Annotated in this window: 13 protein-coding genes; 4 read left to right on the top strand and 9 right to left on the bottom strand. The window is 71.2% G+C overall.

Annotated elements, in window-relative coordinates; genetic code table 11:
* The first annotated feature begins 34 nt into the window (after nucleotides 1–34).
* Nucleotides 35–508: a type II 3-dehydroquinate dehydratase gene (gene aroQ / locus ACIQI8_RS10710; protein ID WP_402347170.1), complete on the top strand. Its 474-nt coding sequence runs from the start codon at nucleotides 35–37 to the stop codon at nucleotides 506–508.
* 62 nt (nucleotides 509–570) lie between these two features.
* Here aroQ and ACIQI8_RS10705 read toward each other — a convergent pair whose 3' ends face one another.
* From ACIQI8_RS10705 to ACIQI8_RS10685, 5 genes are all read right to left on the bottom strand, one after another.
* Entirely contained in the window at nucleotides 571–1,335 is a 765-nt protein-coding gene (locus ACIQI8_RS10705) for an amino acid ABC transporter ATP-binding protein (protein ID WP_402347168.1), read from the bottom strand.
* Nucleotides 1,332–2,249 (bottom strand): amino acid ABC transporter permease, encoded by a 918-nt coding sequence (locus ACIQI8_RS10700; RefSeq protein ID WP_402347165.1) that lies wholly within the window; start codon nucleotides 2,247–2,249, stop codon nucleotides 1,332–1,334. Before ACIQI8_RS10700 ends, ACIQI8_RS10705 begins: the two co-directional genes overlap by 4 nt.
* The gene (locus ACIQI8_RS10695) at nucleotides 2,246–3,130 is read right to left on the bottom strand and encodes an ABC transporter substrate-binding protein (protein ID WP_402347162.1); all 885 of its coding nucleotides are present in this window, start codon (nucleotides 3,128–3,130) and stop codon (nucleotides 2,246–2,248) included. The genes ACIQI8_RS10700 and ACIQI8_RS10695 overlap by 4 nt, the downstream gene beginning before the upstream one ends.
* Before the next feature lie 407 nt (nucleotides 3,131–3,537).
* The gene (locus tag ACIQI8_RS10690; protein WP_402347160.1) at nucleotides 3,538–4,194 is read right to left on the bottom strand and encodes an MBL fold metallo-hydrolase; all 657 of its coding nucleotides are present in this window, start codon (nucleotides 4,192–4,194) and stop codon (nucleotides 3,538–3,540) included.
* A 90-nt stretch (nucleotides 4,195–4,284) separates the two neighbouring features.
* On the bottom strand, nucleotides 4,285–4,971 hold the full coding sequence (locus tag ACIQI8_RS10685; protein WP_402347157.1) for a maleylpyruvate isomerase family mycothiol-dependent enzyme: 687 nt from the start codon (nucleotides 4,969–4,971) through the stop codon (nucleotides 4,285–4,287).
* A gap of 224 nt (nucleotides 4,972–5,195) precedes the next feature.
* On the opposite strand from ACIQI8_RS10685, the gene uvrA reads away from it, so the two are divergent.
* Nucleotides 5,196–8,228 carry an excinuclease ABC subunit UvrA gene (gene uvrA, locus ACIQI8_RS10680; RefSeq protein ID WP_402347154.1) on the top strand — a complete coding sequence of 1,011 codons (3,033 nt, stop codon included), beginning with the start codon at nucleotides 5,196–5,198 and terminating at the stop codon, nucleotides 8,226–8,228.
* A gap of 115 nt (nucleotides 8,229–8,343) precedes the next feature.
* Here uvrA and ACIQI8_RS10675 read toward each other — a convergent pair whose 3' ends face one another.
* From ACIQI8_RS10675 to ACIQI8_RS10660, 4 genes are all read right to left on the bottom strand, one after another.
* Nucleotides 8,344–9,255, bottom strand: coding sequence for a carbohydrate kinase (locus ACIQI8_RS10675; protein ID WP_402347151.1), 912 nt, complete (start codon nucleotides 9,253–9,255; stop codon nucleotides 8,344–8,346).
* Entirely contained in the window at nucleotides 9,252–10,346 is a 1,095-nt protein-coding gene (locus tag ACIQI8_RS10670) for a LacI family DNA-binding transcriptional regulator (RefSeq protein WP_402347148.1), read from the bottom strand. Before ACIQI8_RS10670 ends, ACIQI8_RS10675 begins: the two co-directional genes overlap by 4 nt.
* Nucleotides 10,347–10,510: 164 nt before the next feature.
* Nucleotides 10,511–11,467: a hypothetical protein gene (locus tag ACIQI8_RS10665; protein ID WP_402347145.1), complete on the bottom strand. Its 957-nt coding sequence runs from the start codon at nucleotides 11,465–11,467 to the stop codon at nucleotides 10,511–10,513.
* A gap of 213 nt (nucleotides 11,468–11,680) precedes the next feature.
* On the bottom strand, nucleotides 11,681–12,055 hold the full coding sequence (locus ACIQI8_RS10660) for a response regulator (RefSeq protein WP_402347142.1): 375 nt from the start codon (nucleotides 12,053–12,055) through the stop codon (nucleotides 11,681–11,683).
* Nucleotides 12,056–12,515: 460 nt separating this feature from the next.
* Between ACIQI8_RS10660 and ACIQI8_RS10655 the strand changes: the two genes are divergently transcribed.
* Together ACIQI8_RS10655 and ACIQI8_RS10650 are read left to right on the top strand one after the other, a co-directional pair.
* A complete protein-coding gene (locus ACIQI8_RS10655) occupies nucleotides 12,516–15,221 on the top strand; it encodes a PAS domain S-box protein (RefSeq protein WP_402347139.1) in 2,706 nt (901 codons plus the stop codon).
* 521 nt (nucleotides 15,222–15,742) lie between these two features.
* Nucleotides 15,743–16,417: a response regulator gene (locus tag ACIQI8_RS10650; protein WP_402347136.1), complete on the top strand. Its 675-nt coding sequence runs from the start codon at nucleotides 15,743–15,745 to the stop codon at nucleotides 16,415–16,417.
* The last annotated feature ends 62 nt before the right edge of the window (nucleotides 16,418–16,479 follow it).

Raw genomic sequence — 16,479 nt, 5'->3', positions numbered from 1 at the left:
TCCCAGCAGCCGACTTCACCGGACCGGAGGAACCGTGCCCCGCACCCTGGCCAACGCCCCGATCATGATTCTCAACGGGCCCAACCTCAACCTCCTCGGCCAGCGCCAGCCGGAGATCTACGGCCGCGACACCCTGGCCGACGTCGAGGCCCTGTGCGTCAAGGCGGCGGCCGCGCACGGCGGCACGGTGGACTTCCGTCAGTCCAACCACGAGGGCGAGCTGGTCGACTGGATCCACGAGGCCCGGCTGAACCACTGCGGGATCGTCATCAACCCCGGCGCCTACTCGCACACGTCCGTCGCGATCCTGGACGCGCTCAACACCTGTGACGGCCTGCCGGTACTGGAGGTGCACATCTCCAACATCCACCAGCGCGAGTCCTTCCGGCACCACTCCTACGTCTCGCTGCGCGCCGACGGGGTCATCGCGGGGTGCGGGGTGCAGGGGTATGTGTTCGGAGTGGAGCGGGTGGCGGCGCTGGCGGGACCGGCGCAGGCGGAGGCGTAGACGCCCGGAGGCGTACGGCCGCACGTCCCGCCGTAAGCACCGATGCCCATGGCGCGCGCCCCTTACAGCCGGCCCGCCTCCACGATCCGCCGCAGGAACTGCCGTGTGCGCTCCTCCTGCGGGTCGCCGAAGATCTGTTCGGCGCTGCCGCGCTCCAGGACGACCCCTCCGTCCAGAAAACAAACCTGGTCGGCGACGTCCCGCGCGAAGCCCATCTCGTGTGTGGCCAGCACCATCGTCATGCCGTCCGCCTTGAGGTCGCGGACGACCGCGAGGACCTCGCCGACCAGCTCCGGGTCGAGGGCTGCGGTGATCTCGTCGAGCAGCAACAGGCGGGGCCGCACGGCGAGGGCCCGCACGATCGCCACGCGCTGCTGCTGGCCGCCGCTGAGCCGGTCCGGGTACTCGCCCGCCCTGCCGCCGAGCCCGAGCCGCTCCAGCAACTCCCTGGCCCGCTCCTCGGCCTCGGCGCGGGACACCCCGTGGACGCGCCGCGGGGCGAGCGTGATGTTCTCCAGCACGGTCATGTGCGGGAAGAGGTTGTACGCCTGGAAGACCACGCCGATACGGCGCCGTACCGCGTCCTGGTCCGCGCGCGGGTCGGTGATCTCCTCGCCGTCCAGCCAGATCGCGCCGTCGTCGATGTCCTCAAGCAGGTTCGCGCACCGCAGCAGCGTCGACTTGCCGGAACCGGAGGCCCCGATCAGCGCGGTCACCGTGTGCGGGGCGACCTCCAGGTCGACGTCCCGCAGCACGACCGTGCCGCCGAAGGTCTTGCGCACGGACTCCATGCGCAGCACGGAGGCGTGCGCGGGCGCGTCGCTCATATCGATCCTCCCTGGGCCCGCCGGCGGTCCATCCGGGCCGTCACCCAGTCCGTGAAGCGCGTCATCGGGATGGTCAGCGCCACGAAGACCAGGCCGGCGACGATGTACGGCGTGTAGTTGAGGCTGCGGCCCACGATGATGTCCGCGGCCCGTACGGCGTCGATCGCGCCGCCGATCGAGACGAGCCCGGTGTCCTTCTGCAGCGACACCAGGTCGTTGAGCAGCGGCGGCACCTGACGGCGCACGGCCTGCGGCAGCACGACGTGGCGCAGTGCCTGCCGGTTGGTGAGACCCAGCGAGCGGGCCGCCGCGCGCTGCGAGGGGTGCACGGACTCGATGCCGGCGCGGAACACCTCGGCCACGTACGCCGAGTACGTCAGCGTGAGCGCCGTGCCGCCGAGCCACACCGGGTCGACGGTCACGCCCTGGAGGCGCAGCGCCGGGACACCCAGGACGACGATCATCAGGTTGATGATCAGCGGAAGTCCGCGGAAGAAGTCGGTGTACGCGGCGGCAAGGACGCGCAGCGGGAAGAAGACCGGGCCGCGCAGCGTGCGCGCGATGGCGATCAGCATGCCGAGGATCAGCACCGCCACACCACAGATCAGCAGCAGACGGACGTTCAGCCACAGCCCTTCGAGGACCTTGGGGAACGCCTCGCGCGCGTACTGCCCGTTGAAGAACGTCTCCTTGGTGCGCGGCCAGCCGGGCGCGTTGACGACGACCAGGTAGAGGACGACGCCCGTGACGAGGGTGGAGAGCGCGGCGATCGCCGTCGCGCGGCGGGTACGCGCGCGCTTGTGGCGCTCGCGCTCGATCCGCCGCTGCGAGGGGACGTAGCCGTCGCCCCCGGCGGGCATGTCAGCGTCGCCGTCCGCGCCCTCCCGGCCGGACTCGTCCTTGGTGACCGTCACTTGAGGACCGGGGCGTCGACGGCGTCGGAGAGCCACTGCTTCTCGATCTTCGCCAGCGTGCCGTCCGTGCGCAGCGCGTCCACGGCGTCCGTCACGCACGAGGTGAGCGCGCTGCCCTTGTCGAGCACGAGCCCGAACTGCTCCGGCGTACCGCCCTGGTTCTCGAACTGCCCGACGATCTTGGCGTTCGTGACCTCGGCCGCGGTGATGTAGAAGGCGGTCGGCAGGTCGACGACTATGGCGTCCACCTGGCCGTTCTTCAGCGCGGACTTGGCCTGGTCGTTCTTGGCGTAGACGGCCTCCTGCTGCGTCGGCTTCACCACGTCGGTGATGTAGTCGAGGCTGGTGGTGCCGACCTGGGCGCCCAGCTTGAGGCCCTTGAGGTCCGCGATGCTGGTCGCCTTCGCCGCCTTGCTGCCCTTGAGCGCGATGACGGCCTGGCGCACGTCGTAGTAGCCGGAGGAGAAGTCGACGGCCTTCTTGCGCTCGTCGCTGATGGACACCTGGTTGATGTCGAAGTCGAAGGTCTTCTCACCGGGCGCGAACGCCTTGTTGAAGGGCACGCTCTGCCAGGTCACGGCGCTCTTGTCGTAGCCGAGCTGCTTCGCGACGGCGTATGCGACGGCCGACTCGAAGCCCTCGCCGTTGGCGGGCTTGTCGTCCTTGAACCACGGCTCGTACGCGGGCTCGTCGGTGGCGATCGTCAGCTTGCCGGAGGTCTTGGTGGCCAACTTGCCCTTGGCGCAGGCCGTACCGGTCGACGTCGAGGCGTTGTCGCTCGCCTTGTCCTCCGGCTGCGGCGCGCAGCCGACGGCGGTGGCGAGCAGGGCGATGGTGGCGGCGGCGACGGCACGGTGGAGTGCGCGAGGGGCAAGATGCATGGCGGGAGAGTGACAGCCGGACGTCCCGTTTGTCGAGGTCACGACCGTAAATGTCCGCATAGTGGGAAGCGGTGTTGCGGTTTTGTGAACGTCCCCCGCTCCCCGGTCTTCGCCCCCCCCGGGAGTCCGTGGGCAGCCGCCGGGCCGCCGGCCGAGGGCGGGGATCGATGGACCGGCGGCCCGTACCGCTCAGGAGCCGTCATCCTGTGCGGGGCTGTTACCAGTTGACTACGCAACGAGGTGGGTCGCGAGCGTGCGCATGGGGTCGGCGCGTGTGAAGCGTTCACACGGGGCGCGTTGGGGGCGCGGGGGTGGGGCGTGAGGGTGATGGTTCACGCCGGGCGCGTGCTCATCTGCCTTGCGCCCGGCCCGTGTTGATCACCCGCCCGTTTCACCACCCGCCCGTCTCACCACCCGCGCGCGTGCCACTCCGGCAGATGCGGGCGTTCCGTGCCGAGCGTCGTGTCGTTGCCGTGGCCCGGGTAGACCCAGGTCTCGTCGGGGAGCGTGCCGAAGATCTTCGTCTCGACGTCGTGGATCAGGCTGGCGAACGCCTTCGGGTCCTTGCGGGTGTTGCCGACGCCGCCCGGGAACAGGCAGTCGCCGGTGAACACATGGGGATGCCCGTGCGGGTCGTCGTAGACGAGGGCGATCGAGCCCGGCGTGTGTCCGACCAGGTGGCGCGCGGTGAGTTCCACGCGTCCCACCCGGATCGTGTCGCCGTCGTCGACGAGGACGTCGGTCGGCACCGGGATGCCGACGGCGTCGGCGCGGCCCGCGTAGGTGCGGGCGCCGGTGGCCTCGACGACCCGGGCGAGGGCCTGCCAGTGGTCGCCGTGCTGGTGGGTGGTGACGACGGAGGTGATGCCGTCCTCGCCGATCGTGCCGAGCAGGGTGTCCGCGTCGTTGGCCGCGTCGATCAGCAGCTGCTCGTCCGTGGCCCGGCAGCGCAGCAGATAGGCGTTGTTGTCCATCGGGCCGACCGCGATCTTGGTGATCATCAGGTCCGGGAGCTCGTGCACGTCCGCCGGGCCGCCGACCGTGACCTGTCCGCTGTACGTCATGGCGGTCAGCCTATAGCGGGCGGGCGGCCCGGGAATCGTGCACCTCTTGCGGAGGAGGAGGCCTCGGCTCACGGAGGCGGAAGCCCCGGTCTACAGCGGCGGAAGCCCCGGCAGTGCCCCGCCCTCGACCGTCAGGCCCGAGCCGTCGCGGCGGCCCGCGAGCCAGCCGAGGAGGTCGGCGGGCGGACCCGTGACGGTGATCGCGGGGGCGTCCGCCGCGCGGCCCGTGCTCCACGCGTGCGTGCCGTCCGTCAGCCGCGTCGGCGGTACGTCGGGGTGCCCGGCGAACCGCTCGGCGAGGAAGTCGGTCTCCCGCTCGGTGAACTCGGCCGGCAGATCCTCCAGCTCGTAGCCGATACCGAGGTCCACGTGGTGCAGCTCCACCTCGATCCAGCGCCGGAACGGCACCCGCGCCGCGGAGTCGGTCACGCCGTTGCGCAGCTCCACCGTGCGCGACCAGTCGGCGGGTGCGGCGCCCGTCTCCTGGAAGCGGGCCGCGCTGTCGCGCAGGTCGGCGAGCTGGACGTCGAGGGGGCGGGGCGCGTCCCGCTCGATGTCGGCGTCGCGGGCCTCCCCGTCGACGTACATGGGGCGGCCCTCCAGGACGTTCACGAGCGCGTCCGCGTTGCGGGCGAGATGGGCGAGGACGTGGCCGCGTGTCCAGCCCGGAAGCCGTGACGGCTCGGCCGTCGAAACGTTGTCCAGTTTGGCGGCTGCGGTGAGCAGCCGGTCGGTCGCGTCACGTACAGATGCCAGGTCATGAGCGTGATCAATCATGCTGCTGACACTAGCCGCGCCACTCCTTTGGGTGAAGGTGGTGAAGCTGTGCCGTAAATCGAATGCACGTGCTATATGGTCGGGTGCGGCGTCGGGCATGCTGGATGGTCGGGGATTGTTGAGCAACTCGGAATCCGACCGGCGTTGTCAGTGGCTCCCCCTAGTCTGAAGAAGGACGGGGGCCTCGCCCCTGTCACTTCTTCTCAAGAAAGGTGCGGACCGGCGTGGCCGACCGTCTCATCGTCCGTGGCGCGCGCGAGCACAACCTGAAGAACGTCTCGCTCGACCTGCCACGCGACTCGCTCATCGTCTTCACGGGCCTGTCCGGGTCGGGCAAGTCCTCCCTGGCCTTCGACACGATCTTCGCCGAGGGCCAGCGGCGCTACGTGGAATCGCTCTCCTCGTACGCCCGTCAGTTCCTCGGCCAGATGGACAAGCCGGACGTCGACTTCATCGAGGGTCTGTCCCCGGCGGTCTCCATCGACCAGAAGTCGACCTCGCGCAACCCGCGCTCCACGGTCGGCACCATCACCGAGGTCTACGACTACCTGCGCCTGCTCTTCGCGCGCATCGGCAAGCCGCACTGTCCCGAGTGCGGCCGCCCGATCTCGCGCCAGTCGCCGCAGGCCATCGTCGACCGCGTCCTGGAGCTGCCCGAGGGCAGCCGCTTCCAGGTGCTGTCCCCGCTGGTGCGCGAGCGCAAGGGCGAGTTCGTCGACCTCTTCGCCGACCTGCAGACCAAGGGCTACAGCCGCGCGCGCGTGGACGGCGAGACCGTCCAGCTCTCCAGCCCGCCCACGCTGAAGAAGCAGGAGAAGCACACCATCGAGGTGGTCATCGACCGCCTCACGGTGAAGGACTCCGCCAAGCGCCGCCTCACCGACTCCGTCGAGACCGCGCTCGGTCTGTCCGGCGGCATGGTCGTGCTCGACTTCGTCGACCTCCCCGAGGACGACCCCGAGCGCGAGCGCATGTTCTCGGAGCACCTGTACTGCTCCTACGACGACCTGTCCTTCGAGGAGCTGGAGCCCCGTTCCTTCTCCTTCAACTCGCCCTTCGGCGCCTGCCCCGACTGCTCCGGCATCGGTACGCGCATGGAGGTCGACCCGGAGCTGATCGTCCCGGACGAGGACAAGTCCCTCGACGAGGGCGCCATCCACCCCTGGTCGCACGGGCACACCAAGGACTACTTCGGCCGGCTGGTCGGCGCCCTCGCGGACGCGCTGGGCTTCCGGACCGACATCCCCTTCGCCGGTCTGCCGCAGCGCGCCAGGAAGGCCCTGCTCTACGGCCACAAGACGCAGATCGAGGTGCGCTACCGCAACCGGTACGGCCGCGAGCGGGTGTACACCACGCCCTTCGAGGGCGCCGTGCCGTTCGTCAAGCGGCGGCACAGCGAGTCCGAGAGCGACGCCAGCCGTGAGCGCTTCGAGGGCTACATGCGCGAGGTGCCCTGCCCGACCTGTCACGGCACGCGCCTGAAGCCGATCGTCCTCGCCGTCACGGTCATGGGGAAGTCGATCGCCGAGGTCTCCGGCATGTCCATCAGCGACTGCGCCGACTTCCTGGGCGAGCTGAAGCTCAACGACCGCGACAAGAAGATCGCCGAGCGCGTCCTGAAGGAGGTCAACGAGCGGCTGCGCTTCCTGGTCGACGTCGGCCTGGACTACCTCTCCCTCAACCGCGCGGCCGGCACGCTCTCCGGCGGCGAGGCCCAGCGCATCCGCCTGGCCACCCAGATCGGCTCCGGTCTCGTCGGCGTCCTCTACGTCCTCGACGAGCCGTCGATCGGCCTGCACCAGCGGGACAACCACCGGCTGATCGAGACCCTGGTACGGCTGCGCGACATGGGCAACACGCTCATCGTCGTCGAGCACGACGAGGACACCATCAAGGTCGCCGACTGGATCGTCGACATCGGCCCCGGCGCCGGTGAGCACGGCGGCAAGGTCGTGCACAGCGGTTCCCTCAAGGAACTGCTCGACAACGCCGAGTCCATGACCGGGCAGTACCTGTCCGGCAAGAAGGCCATCCCGCTGCCGGACGTGCGCCGCCCGCTGGACCCCTCCCGCCGGCTCACCGTGCACGGCGCCCGGGAGAACAACCTCCAGGACATCGACGTCTCCTTCCCGCTGGGCGTCTTCACGGCCGTCACGGGTGTGTCGGGGTCCGGCAAGTCGACGCTGGTCAACGACATCCTGTACACGCACCTGGCGCGCGAGCTGAACGGCGCGAGGAACGTGCCGGGGCGGCACACGCGCGTGGAGGGCGACGACCTCGTCGACAAGGTCGTGCACGTCGACCAGTCGCCGATCGGCCGCACCCCGCGGTCCAACCCGGCGACGTACACCGGTGTCTTCGACCACGTCCGCAAGCTGTTCGCCGAGACGACCGAGGCGAAGGTGCGGGGCTATCTGCCCGGCCGCTTCTCCTTCAACGTCAAGGGCGGCCGCTGCGAGAACTGCGCGGGCGACGGCACGATCAAGATCGAGATGAACTTCCTCCCGGACGTCTACGTCCCGTGCGAGGTCTGCCACGGTGCCCGGTACAACCGGGAGACCCTGGAGGTCCACTACAAGGGCAAGTCCATCGCCGACATCCTGAACATGCCGATCGAGGAGGCCACGGACTTCTTCGAGGCCGTCCCCGCGATCGCCCGGCACCTCAAGACCCTCAAGGACGTCGGCCTCGGTTATGTCCGGCTCGGTCAGTCCGCGACCACGCTGTCCGGCGGCGAGGCGCAGCGCGTAAAGCTCGCCAGCGAGCTCCAGCGCCGTTCCACCGGTCGCACGGTCTACGTCCTGGACGAGCCGACCACCGGGCTGCACTTCGAGGACATCAGCAAGCTGCTGACGGTCCTGTCCGGCCTGGTCGACAAGGGCAACACGGTCATCGTCATCGAGCACAACCTCGACGTCATCAAGACCGCCGACTGGGTCGTCGACATGGGCCCCGAGGGTGGCGCGGGCGGCGGCCTCGTGGTCGCGGAAGGCACACCCGAGGAGGTCGCGGGCGTCCCGGCCAGCCACACCGGCAAGTTCCTCCGGGAGATCCTCGACGCCGACCGCATCAGCGACGCGGCGGCCCCGGTGAAGGCTCCCCGCAAGACGGCCGCCAAGAAGGCGGTCGCGGCGAAGGCGCCGGCCAAGAAGACGGCGACGGCCAGGACGACGGCCACCGCCGCCGCGAAGAAGGCGACCGGCACCACGAAGAAGGCGGCACCCGCGAAGAAGACCACGCGGGCCCGCAAGGCCTGAACACGTACGGAGTCACGTACGGCAACACATGCGGTGGCGGCGCCCCGCGGGTAACTCCCCGCGGGGCGCCGTGTGTTCTCCCGCGCCGCGTACCGCCGGCCCCCGACCTCGCGCGCTAGATCTCGCCCACCTCACGCGCGTACGGCGGCTCCGCCCCCGCCCGTGAGCAGGTGATCGCCGCCGCGCGGGCCGCGAAGTCGAGCAATCGGGTCCAGCCGTCGCCGTCCAGGGCCGCGATCCCCTCCGCGGAGACCGCGTCCAGGACCGTGAGGCCGTGCAACAGCGCCGCATTCACCGTGTCGCCGGCGCCGATCGTGTCCACGACCTCGACCTTCGCGCCCGGTACGGAGTACTCGGCGCCGTCCTTGGTGAACGCGGTGAGCCCGGCGCCACCCCGCGTGATCACGACGGCCCCCGGGCCCGCCGCCAGCCACTCGCGCGGGCTGCCGCCAAGCCACTCGGCGTCCTCCTCGGAGAGCTTGAGCAACGACACCGAGGGCAGCCAGCCGCGGAACCGGGCCCGGTAGGCGTCCGCGTCGGGGATGAGCCCGGCCCGGATATTGGGGTCGAGCGCCGTGAAGACGCCCTGCGCCGCCGCCGTGCGCATTAGGGACTCGTAGGCGGTCGCCCCCGGTTCCAGGACGAGCGAACAGGTGCCGAAGGACACGGCCCGGGTCCCGGTGGGGAGCGCCGGGGGAGCGGCGAACAGCCGGTCGGCGGTGCCTTCGACATAGAAGGAGTAGGCGGCCGAACCGTGCGCGTCGATCGTGGCGACCGCGAGCGTGGTCGGCTCCGCGCCCCGCTGCACGGCCGACACGTCGACGTCGGCCTTGCGGAGCCCGTCGAGCAGCGCATCGCCGAAGGCGTCCCGCGAGGTGCGGGAGCAGAAGGCCGTGGGGGAGCCGAGGCGGCCGAGGGCGACGGCCGTGTTGTACGGGCCGCCGCCGAGCGCCGGCTGCAGGCCCGCGAGGGCACCCGTGCCCTGCGGTACCAGGTCGATCAGGGCCTCACCGGCGACGACGATCACGAGTCGGTTCCTTTCTCGGGCGGAGTGGGCCGCTCGGGGCAGCCGCACGACGTGCGATGGACGAAGGTGCAAGCGAGCCGCACTGTCCGGGCGGGCCGGTCGGGGGCTGCCACACGGTCCAGGAGCAGCCGGACCGCCTGCGCGCCGATCTCCTTGCTGGGCTGGGCGATCGCGGTGAGCCGGGGTGTGAACAGGTCCGCCCAGGCGAAGTCGTCGAAGCAGCACAGGGCGATGTCCTCGGGCACGGACAGCCCGCGCTCGCGCAGCGCACGCAGCGTGCCGATCGTCATCGCGTTGTTGGCGGTGACCAGCGCGGTGGGTGGCACGGCGAGGGACAGCAGCGCGTCGGTGGCGCGTTCGGCACCGGCCGCCTCGGAGTCACCGTGCACCAAGAGGCGTTCGTCGTACGGGAGCCCCGCGGCGGCGAGCCCGTGCCGGTAGCCGGCGATGCGCTCGCGGGTGGTGCTGAGTCCGGGCAGACCGGCGATCAAGGCGATCCTGCGGTGGCCCAGGTCGGCGAGGTGGGTCACCAGACGGGTGGTCGGTTCGGCGCTCTCGGCGCAGATCTGGTCGTGGCGGGGTACGGCGGCCGAGTGCGCGCCCTCCGGCGGGGTGCCGTCCCCCTGACCGCCCCCCGCCCCGACGCCGATCAACCGGTCGAGGAACACGGCTGGCACCTCGTGGCGCCCGAGATACGCGAGGAGTTCACGCGGATCCGGCGAGGGCGCGACGATCATGCCGTCCACCCGCCGCTCGTGCAGGAGTTGGACGACCTGGCGCTCGTGCGCGGGGTCGTCGTGCGGATCGGCGATCAGGAGGCTGTAGCCGTGCTCCAGGGCGGCGGCCTCGACGCCCTGGAGGATCTCCGTGAAGTACGGGTTGCTGATCGCCGACACCGCGAGCCCGATGGACTGGGTGCGGGCGGTCACCAGGGAACGGGCCAGGGTGTTCGGGGTGTAGCCGAGCCGGTCTATGGCGTCCAGGACGGCTTGGCGGGTGTGGGGGAGTACGGGCCGGGTGTCGTTGAGTACATGGGAGACGGTGGCCACCGACACTCCCGCGTTCTTCGCGACGTCCACCATGGTCGCCAACGTGTTCCCCCTTCCGGGCCGCTCGCACAGGCCCTCCGGGCGGGAACGTATCTCATCCGGCGGCCCGCGTAAACGCTTACGTAAGCGTTTACGCTAGCCGCGAGTGTTCAGGGCGATCCGCAGGCTTCCCGCCGGCCCTGGAACTGCTCGGTGCCCGCGCCGGACTACTCCCAGTCCCACCCGATCCCCACGATCCCCGTCCGCACCCGCGGTTCGACGAGGTGGACCGAGTGATGCAGGCCGCTGAGGTGCAGTTCCTGACGGCCGCTGCGCGGGGCCGCCGCGGAGTGCTGGGCGAAGCGGTGGCAGCGGGTCGGCAGCACCTGCTCGTCGAAGCACACCTGGAGCGCGTACTGGCCGCCGGCGGGACCGAACCCGCGCACGAACTCGCGGCACACACCGCCCGTGCCGTCGTCGACGCCGTAGCGGAAGAGGAAGGTGTCGCCGGCTCTCAGTCGGGTGTCGAAGAGCAGCTCGGCCACGAGCACACCGGTGTCGTGATGCACGCGCACGCGTCCCGTGCGGCAGTTCTCCAGCGCGTGCACCCGCATCCGTTCCGGCACGCACCCCGGGTCGCCGTGGTGGACGGCCACGAAGCGGTCGACGCCGTTCTTGTGGGCGCGCACGATGTGGTGCGACTCGCGCCCCGCCAGCTCGCGGTGCGCGCCTATCCGTACCCGCTCGTGGTGGCCCAGGGTGTGCAGCCCGCCGTCCGGCGGCAGGTTCAGCTCGGCCAGCAGCCGGTCCAGGACTCCCGAGGCCGCCACCAGGGAGCGGTAGGTGCGGGCCGCGGGGCGCTGCTCGCAGGTGGGCTCGTCCGGCTCGGCGAGCAGTCGGATCAGGGACTCCTCGGGCAGCTGGAGTATCTCCTCCAGGGCCCGTACCGCGCGCATCGACTCGGGTCGCTGCGGGCGCCGGGCGCCCTGCTGCCAGTAACTCAGGCTCGTGACGCCGACCTTGACCCCGTAGCGCGACAGATGGTGCTGGACCCGCTGCAGCGGCAGTCCGCGGGCGGCGATCGCTGCGCGCAGCGCGACGTGGAAGGGGCCGCCTCGCAGGGCGGAGTCCAGTTCCGCGGTGGCGAGGGCGGCGACGTCCGCGTGCTGTGTGGCGTGCGGCATGCAGAGGGCCTTTCTGTGAAAGCTCACTTCGGCTGGTCAGACCGGTTCACGCGGGTGGTCGGGGCCGTGCCGACGGCGTCGGGGCACGTCTTCACATCCGTACGCCGTCGTTCGAGGCCCCGAGTTCCCCCGCATTGAAGCGTGTTGACCAAGTCCCGACAACACCTGAGGCTCAACCGCCGCACACTCCTGGCCGAGACGCGATCGGTGGTCTCAAGTCGGTCCCTGCGTCCCGTCGTTGTCCAGTACTTCCCGGATGGCCTGCGCGGACAGGCGGGATTTGTGCAGGAAGCCGCGGGCCGAACTGGCCGCCACGAGCTCCTGGAAGTCCTCCAGGGCATGTGTGGAGATCAGGATGATCACGGCGGAGACGCTGCGGGAGAGGTCCGCCGCGACGTCGAGCCCGCTCTCGCCGTCGAGGTCGAGATCCACCAGGACGATGTCGGGAACCAGCTCCGCGGCCCGCGCGAGAGCCTCGGCACCCGTCGAGGCCATGCCCACGACGGGTATTCCGTCGCGCTCCAGGAGCGTGCGCGCGGCCTCCAGAAATCGGATGCTGTCATCTACGAGGAGACAGCGCATGGACATGCAGACAGCGTGCCAATCGGATGCTGATCGCGCTTTCCGGCTAGCCGGAAGAACTTCGCGAGCCGGGTTACCGGTCACCTGGAATGCGCTGAAGTCCTGTGCCGGACAAGTGGGTTCACGTTTACCCAGCGCAGCGTCGCGTCACGGCCGGTAGCATGGACGCGCCCTGGGGTGGCCGCGGTGTCCGGTCGAGTGGGGGTGCGCGATGAAGGCGTCGCCGAGCTGTGCGGGAGTCCGTCGGAGCCGCCGCGCCCAGGGTTCGGGGCTGTTGGCGGACGTCTTGCTGCCGGCCGGTTGTGGCGGTGGGAGCGACGACCACAAGTCCGACCGGGCGCACGGGGACACGACATGTGAGGGCCGCAAGGATCTGGCCGATCACCAGTACTACCCGCCGACCGGCCGCTGAGGTCCGACCATGCGCCGCTCAGAACCTGCGGGACCGAGAGACCGAGGTGACCGCGTGCTCGGGCACGGACGGGTCCCTTTCCTCGCCCGTCTCCGGGTCGGCCGCAAGCTGATGCTTCTCGTGCTGCTGCCGGTGACGGGTCTGTTGGCGTTCACCGCGTTCAGCGGGGTCGCGCAGTGGGGGGAGGCGCGGACGCTGGGGCGGTTCCACACGGCGACCGAGGTGTCGTTCGCGACCACCGCGGTCTGCGACGCCGTCGCGCAGGAGCGGATCGCCGCCGTGGAGGCCCGGTTGCGCCCCGCGCGGGGGACGACGGCCGCGCGGTCCGCGGCCGAGCGGGCCACCGGCCGGGCCCTGACACGGGCCGCCGACCGGGCCGTCTCCTGGCCGGAGGGCGATGTCGCGGGCCGGCTGGACGCCGTCGGCCGCCGACTGCACGCGGTCCGGGTGCAGACGGGCACCGGCTCGCTCACCGCCCACGCGCTCGCGCAGGAGTACCAGGGCGTCGAGGACGAACTCCTCGACACCGTCGGCGCGTTGGAGGCGGGGCGCCCCACCCGGGCGTCGGGCCGGGCGGCCGACGCCCACAACGCGATCCTGGGAGCCGTCGAGGCCGCGGAACGGGAGCAGGCCGAGATCGCCGTCCTGCTCGACTCGCCGCCCGACCGGCGCCCCACGGCCACAGGAGGCTGGCCCGCCGTGGAGGAGGCTCAGCTGCGGGAGTTCCGGCAGAACACCTCCGACCGGCTGCGGGCCGACTTGTACAGCACCCAGTTCGATGCCCCGGGGCGGGCCGTGCGCAAGGTGCGCGACCTGCTCGCCGCGCCCGCCCCGAAGGCCGCCGCCTGGCCGTCGTACTCCCTGTGGCTGGCCGATTCCACGGCGCGGATCGACTCGCTGCGCGGCATCCAGGACCTGACCGCGCGCGAACTCGCCGACACGTCCGCGGACGACCTGCGCGGCGCCCGCGTCCGCTCGGTGCGCGACCTCGCCGTCTCCCTCGCCGTCCTGGCCTTCGTCACCGTCCTCGCGCTGACCCTGCGACGCTCGATCACCCGGCCGCTGGGCGAGGTCGCGGCCGGCGCGCGGGCCCTGTCGTCCGGCGACCTGTCGTACGACATCCACTACGTCGGGCGCGACGAACTCGGCGACGTCGCCGACACCTTCCGCGAACTGCGGGTCACCACCGAGAAGTTGGCCGCCGAGATCCGGTCCATGAACACGGCGATCGACGACAACCGGCTCGAACACCGCGCCGACGTCCTCTCCTTCGACGGCACCTGGGCTCAACTCCTCGTCGGCATGAACGGCACCATGGCGTCCTTCGCGGCGACGCACGGCCGGCGCGGGAAGGCCGAACGGGAACTGGAGGGCATCTTCAACCTCTCGCCCGACCTGCTGTGCATCACGGGAGTCGACGGCTACTTCAAGCGCGTCAACCCGGCCTTCGAACGCACCCTCGGCTACTCGGGCGAGGAACTGCTGGCCAAGCCGTCCATCGAGTTCGTCCACCGCGAGGACCGGCACGCCACCCGGCTCGCCCTCGACCGGCTGGCCGGCGGCGTCGAAATCGCCGAGTTCGAGAACCGCTGCCTGCGCGAGGACGGCACGGAGTGCTGGCTGCAGTGGAGCGCCAGGGCGGTCCCCGAGGAGGGCCTCCTCTACGCCGCCGCACGCGACGTCACCGAGAGCAGGCGCAGCGCGCGCGAACAGAGCGCACTGCGCCGGGTCGCCACGCGCGTGGCGCACGGCGAGTCGCCGGAATACGTGTTCGGGACCGTTGCCGACGAGGTGGGAGACCTGCTGAACGTCAGCGGCGCGGCCGTGCTGCGCTACGAGTCCGACGGCACCCTCACGGTCCTCGGCGCCTCGCCCGCCCGCACGGCGGCCGCCGGGGACGGGAGCGCCGAGAGAGAGGCGACGGCGCACGAAGTGGCCCGCACCAGGGCCGCCGCGCGCGTGGGCAACTCGGTGGGGGCGCCGATCGACGTGGACGGCCGGCTGTGGGGCGTCGTCGTCGCGTCCTCGCTGCTGGAACCGCTGCCCGACGGGACCGGGTCGCAGCTGAACGATTTCGCCGAGCTGATCGCCACCGCCGTCGCCAAGTCCGACAGCCGCGCCCAGTTGGCGGCCTCACGCGCGCGTGTGGTCGCCGCGGGGGACGCCTCCCGGCGCCGCATCGAGCGCGATCTGCACGACGGCGTCCAGCAGCGGCTCGTCGCCCTCCAACTGGAACTGCGGCTGGCCGAGTCCATGATCACCGACCGGTCGTCCGAACTCGCCCGGCAGATCGCCCACGTGGGCAAGGGCCTCGACGACGCCTTCCAGGACCTGCTCCAGGTGGCCCGCGGCATCCACCCCGCGATCCTGTCGCAGGGCGGCCTCGGCCCCGCCCTGCGCTCCCTGGCCCGCCGCTCCGCCGTGCCGGTCGAACTCGACCTCCGGCTGCCCGCGCAGCGGCTCGCGGAGCAGTTGGAGGTGGCCGCTTACTACGTCACCTCCGAGTGCCTGACCAACGCGGCCAAGCACGCGCACGCGAGTGCGGTGGAGGTCGCTGCGGAGATCCGGGCCGACGTCCTGGAGCTGACCATCCGTGACGACGGCGTGGGCGGCGCCGCACTCGGCCGCGGTTCCGGGTTGATCGGGCTCGTCGACCGGGTCGAGGCGATCGGCGGCACGCTCGACGTCAGCAGCCCCCCGGGGAAGGGCACCACCATGAACGTACGACTGCCGCTCGACGGTCCTGCCACGCACGCGTGACCGCCCGGCCGTACGCGGGGGGAGTCGTCGAGGCCGGGGGAGCCTTCGACGCGGTGACGTGCGTACGTCCGGGCGGTCCTTCGGACGGAGCGGCGTCCGTCCGGCTCTGGGGACAGGCGGTCGAGGCCGCCTGCTCTTCCGGCCGTGCGGCCGGTGGGTGCCTCTCCGGCCGCTGGGCGCGCACCGGGTCAGGGTCCGTTGGGTCCAGGAGGTCGCTCCACGCGTGCGTGTGGGGCGGGCAACGGCGGACGCGGACCGACCACCGTCGTTTCTCGATCCGCGTCCGCCGCATCTCCCGCAGCCCTTCGATCCACGACCCGCCGGCTCAGCAGTGCGCCCGAACCGGCCGGTCCCCGTCAGTCCGCACTGCTACGAGAATCGCTCGCGAAGAGCCCCGTGTCGTCATGGCAGGCCGCCAATCCCGCTTCCCGCTAGCCGGAACTCCGGCGGTCGGGCAGGCTGTTGAGCGCACCGCATCGGTCGGGCAATCGGTCGGGCAAGGGGAGCGGGGAGCCGGAACCATGGACGCCGCATCGCAACGGCCCGCGCGGAAACGGGTCGTCCTCGCCGACGACGACGTGCTGCTCAGAGAGGGACTGGCCAGCCTGTGCGAACGGGTCGGCCACGAAGTGGTGGGCCAGGCGGGTGACGCGGTCCGGCTCCTTGAACTGGTCGCCGCCGAGCGCCCCGATCTGGCGATCGTCGACATCAGGATGCCGCCCGACCACTCCGTCGAGGGCCTGAAGGCGGCCCGCACGATCCGGGAGCGCCACCCCGACACCGGCATCCTCCTCCTGTCGGCGTTCGCCGAGGTGGAGGACGCCCTGGAGCTGCTGGGGAGCGGCCAGAGGGTCGGGTATCTGCTCAAGAGCCGTGTCACCGTCGTCGACGAGTTCATCGAGGCCCTGGAACGGATCAGCCGGGGCGGCTCGGTGGTCGACCCGTCCCTCGTGCAGGAGCTGTTCTCCGCCCGGCGCCGCGACGATCCGCTCTCGCACCTCAGCGCCCGCGAGCACGAGGTGCTCGCGCTGATGGCCGAGGGCCGCTCCAACGCCGGCATCGGCCGCCGGCTGTGGGTCACCGAGGGCACCGTCGAGAAACACGTCCGCAGCATTCTGGGCAAGCTCGCCCTCCAGGAGGACACCGACGACCACCGCCGCGTCCTGGCCGTTCTCACCTTCCTGGAATCCCGCTAGGACTGCCCGGGGGTTGTCCACAGGCTCGTCGCTGTGTCAGTCCGCGCCAGTAGGGTGTGAGA

It is taken from the genome of Streptomyces sp. NPDC092369, assembly GCF_044755245.1.
Classification (GTDB): domain Bacteria; phylum Actinomycetota; class Actinomycetes; order Streptomycetales; family Streptomycetaceae; genus Streptomyces.
This window is presented reverse-complemented; position numbering and strand designations above follow the sequence as displayed.

Coding starts and splice junctions, on each gene's coding strand:
- ACIQI8_RS10705 (WP_402347168.1), bottom strand. CDS start 1,335: ATGAGCGACGCGCCCGCGCACGCCTCCGTGCTGCGCATGGAGTCCGTG.
- ACIQI8_RS10690 (WP_402347160.1), bottom strand. CDS start 4,194: ATGACGTACAGCGGACAGGTCACGGTCGGCGGCCCGGCGGACGTGCAC.
- ACIQI8_RS10650 (WP_402347136.1), top strand. CDS start 15,743: ATGGACGCCGCATCGCAACGGCCCGCGCGGAAACGGGTCGTCCTCGCC.
- ACIQI8_RS10695 (WP_402347162.1), bottom strand. CDS start 3,130: ATGCATCTTGCCCCTCGCGCACTCCACCGTGCCGTCGCCGCCGCCACC.
- ACIQI8_RS10665 (WP_402347145.1), bottom strand. CDS start 11,467: ATGCCGCACGCCACACAGCACGCGGACGTCGCCGCCCTCGCCACCGCG.
- ACIQI8_RS10660 (WP_402347142.1), bottom strand. CDS start 12,055: ATGTCCATGCGCTGTCTCCTCGTAGATGACAGCATCCGATTTCTGGAG.
- ACIQI8_RS10685 (WP_402347157.1), bottom strand. CDS start 4,971: ATGATTGATCACGCTCATGACCTGGCATCTGTACGTGACGCGACCGAC.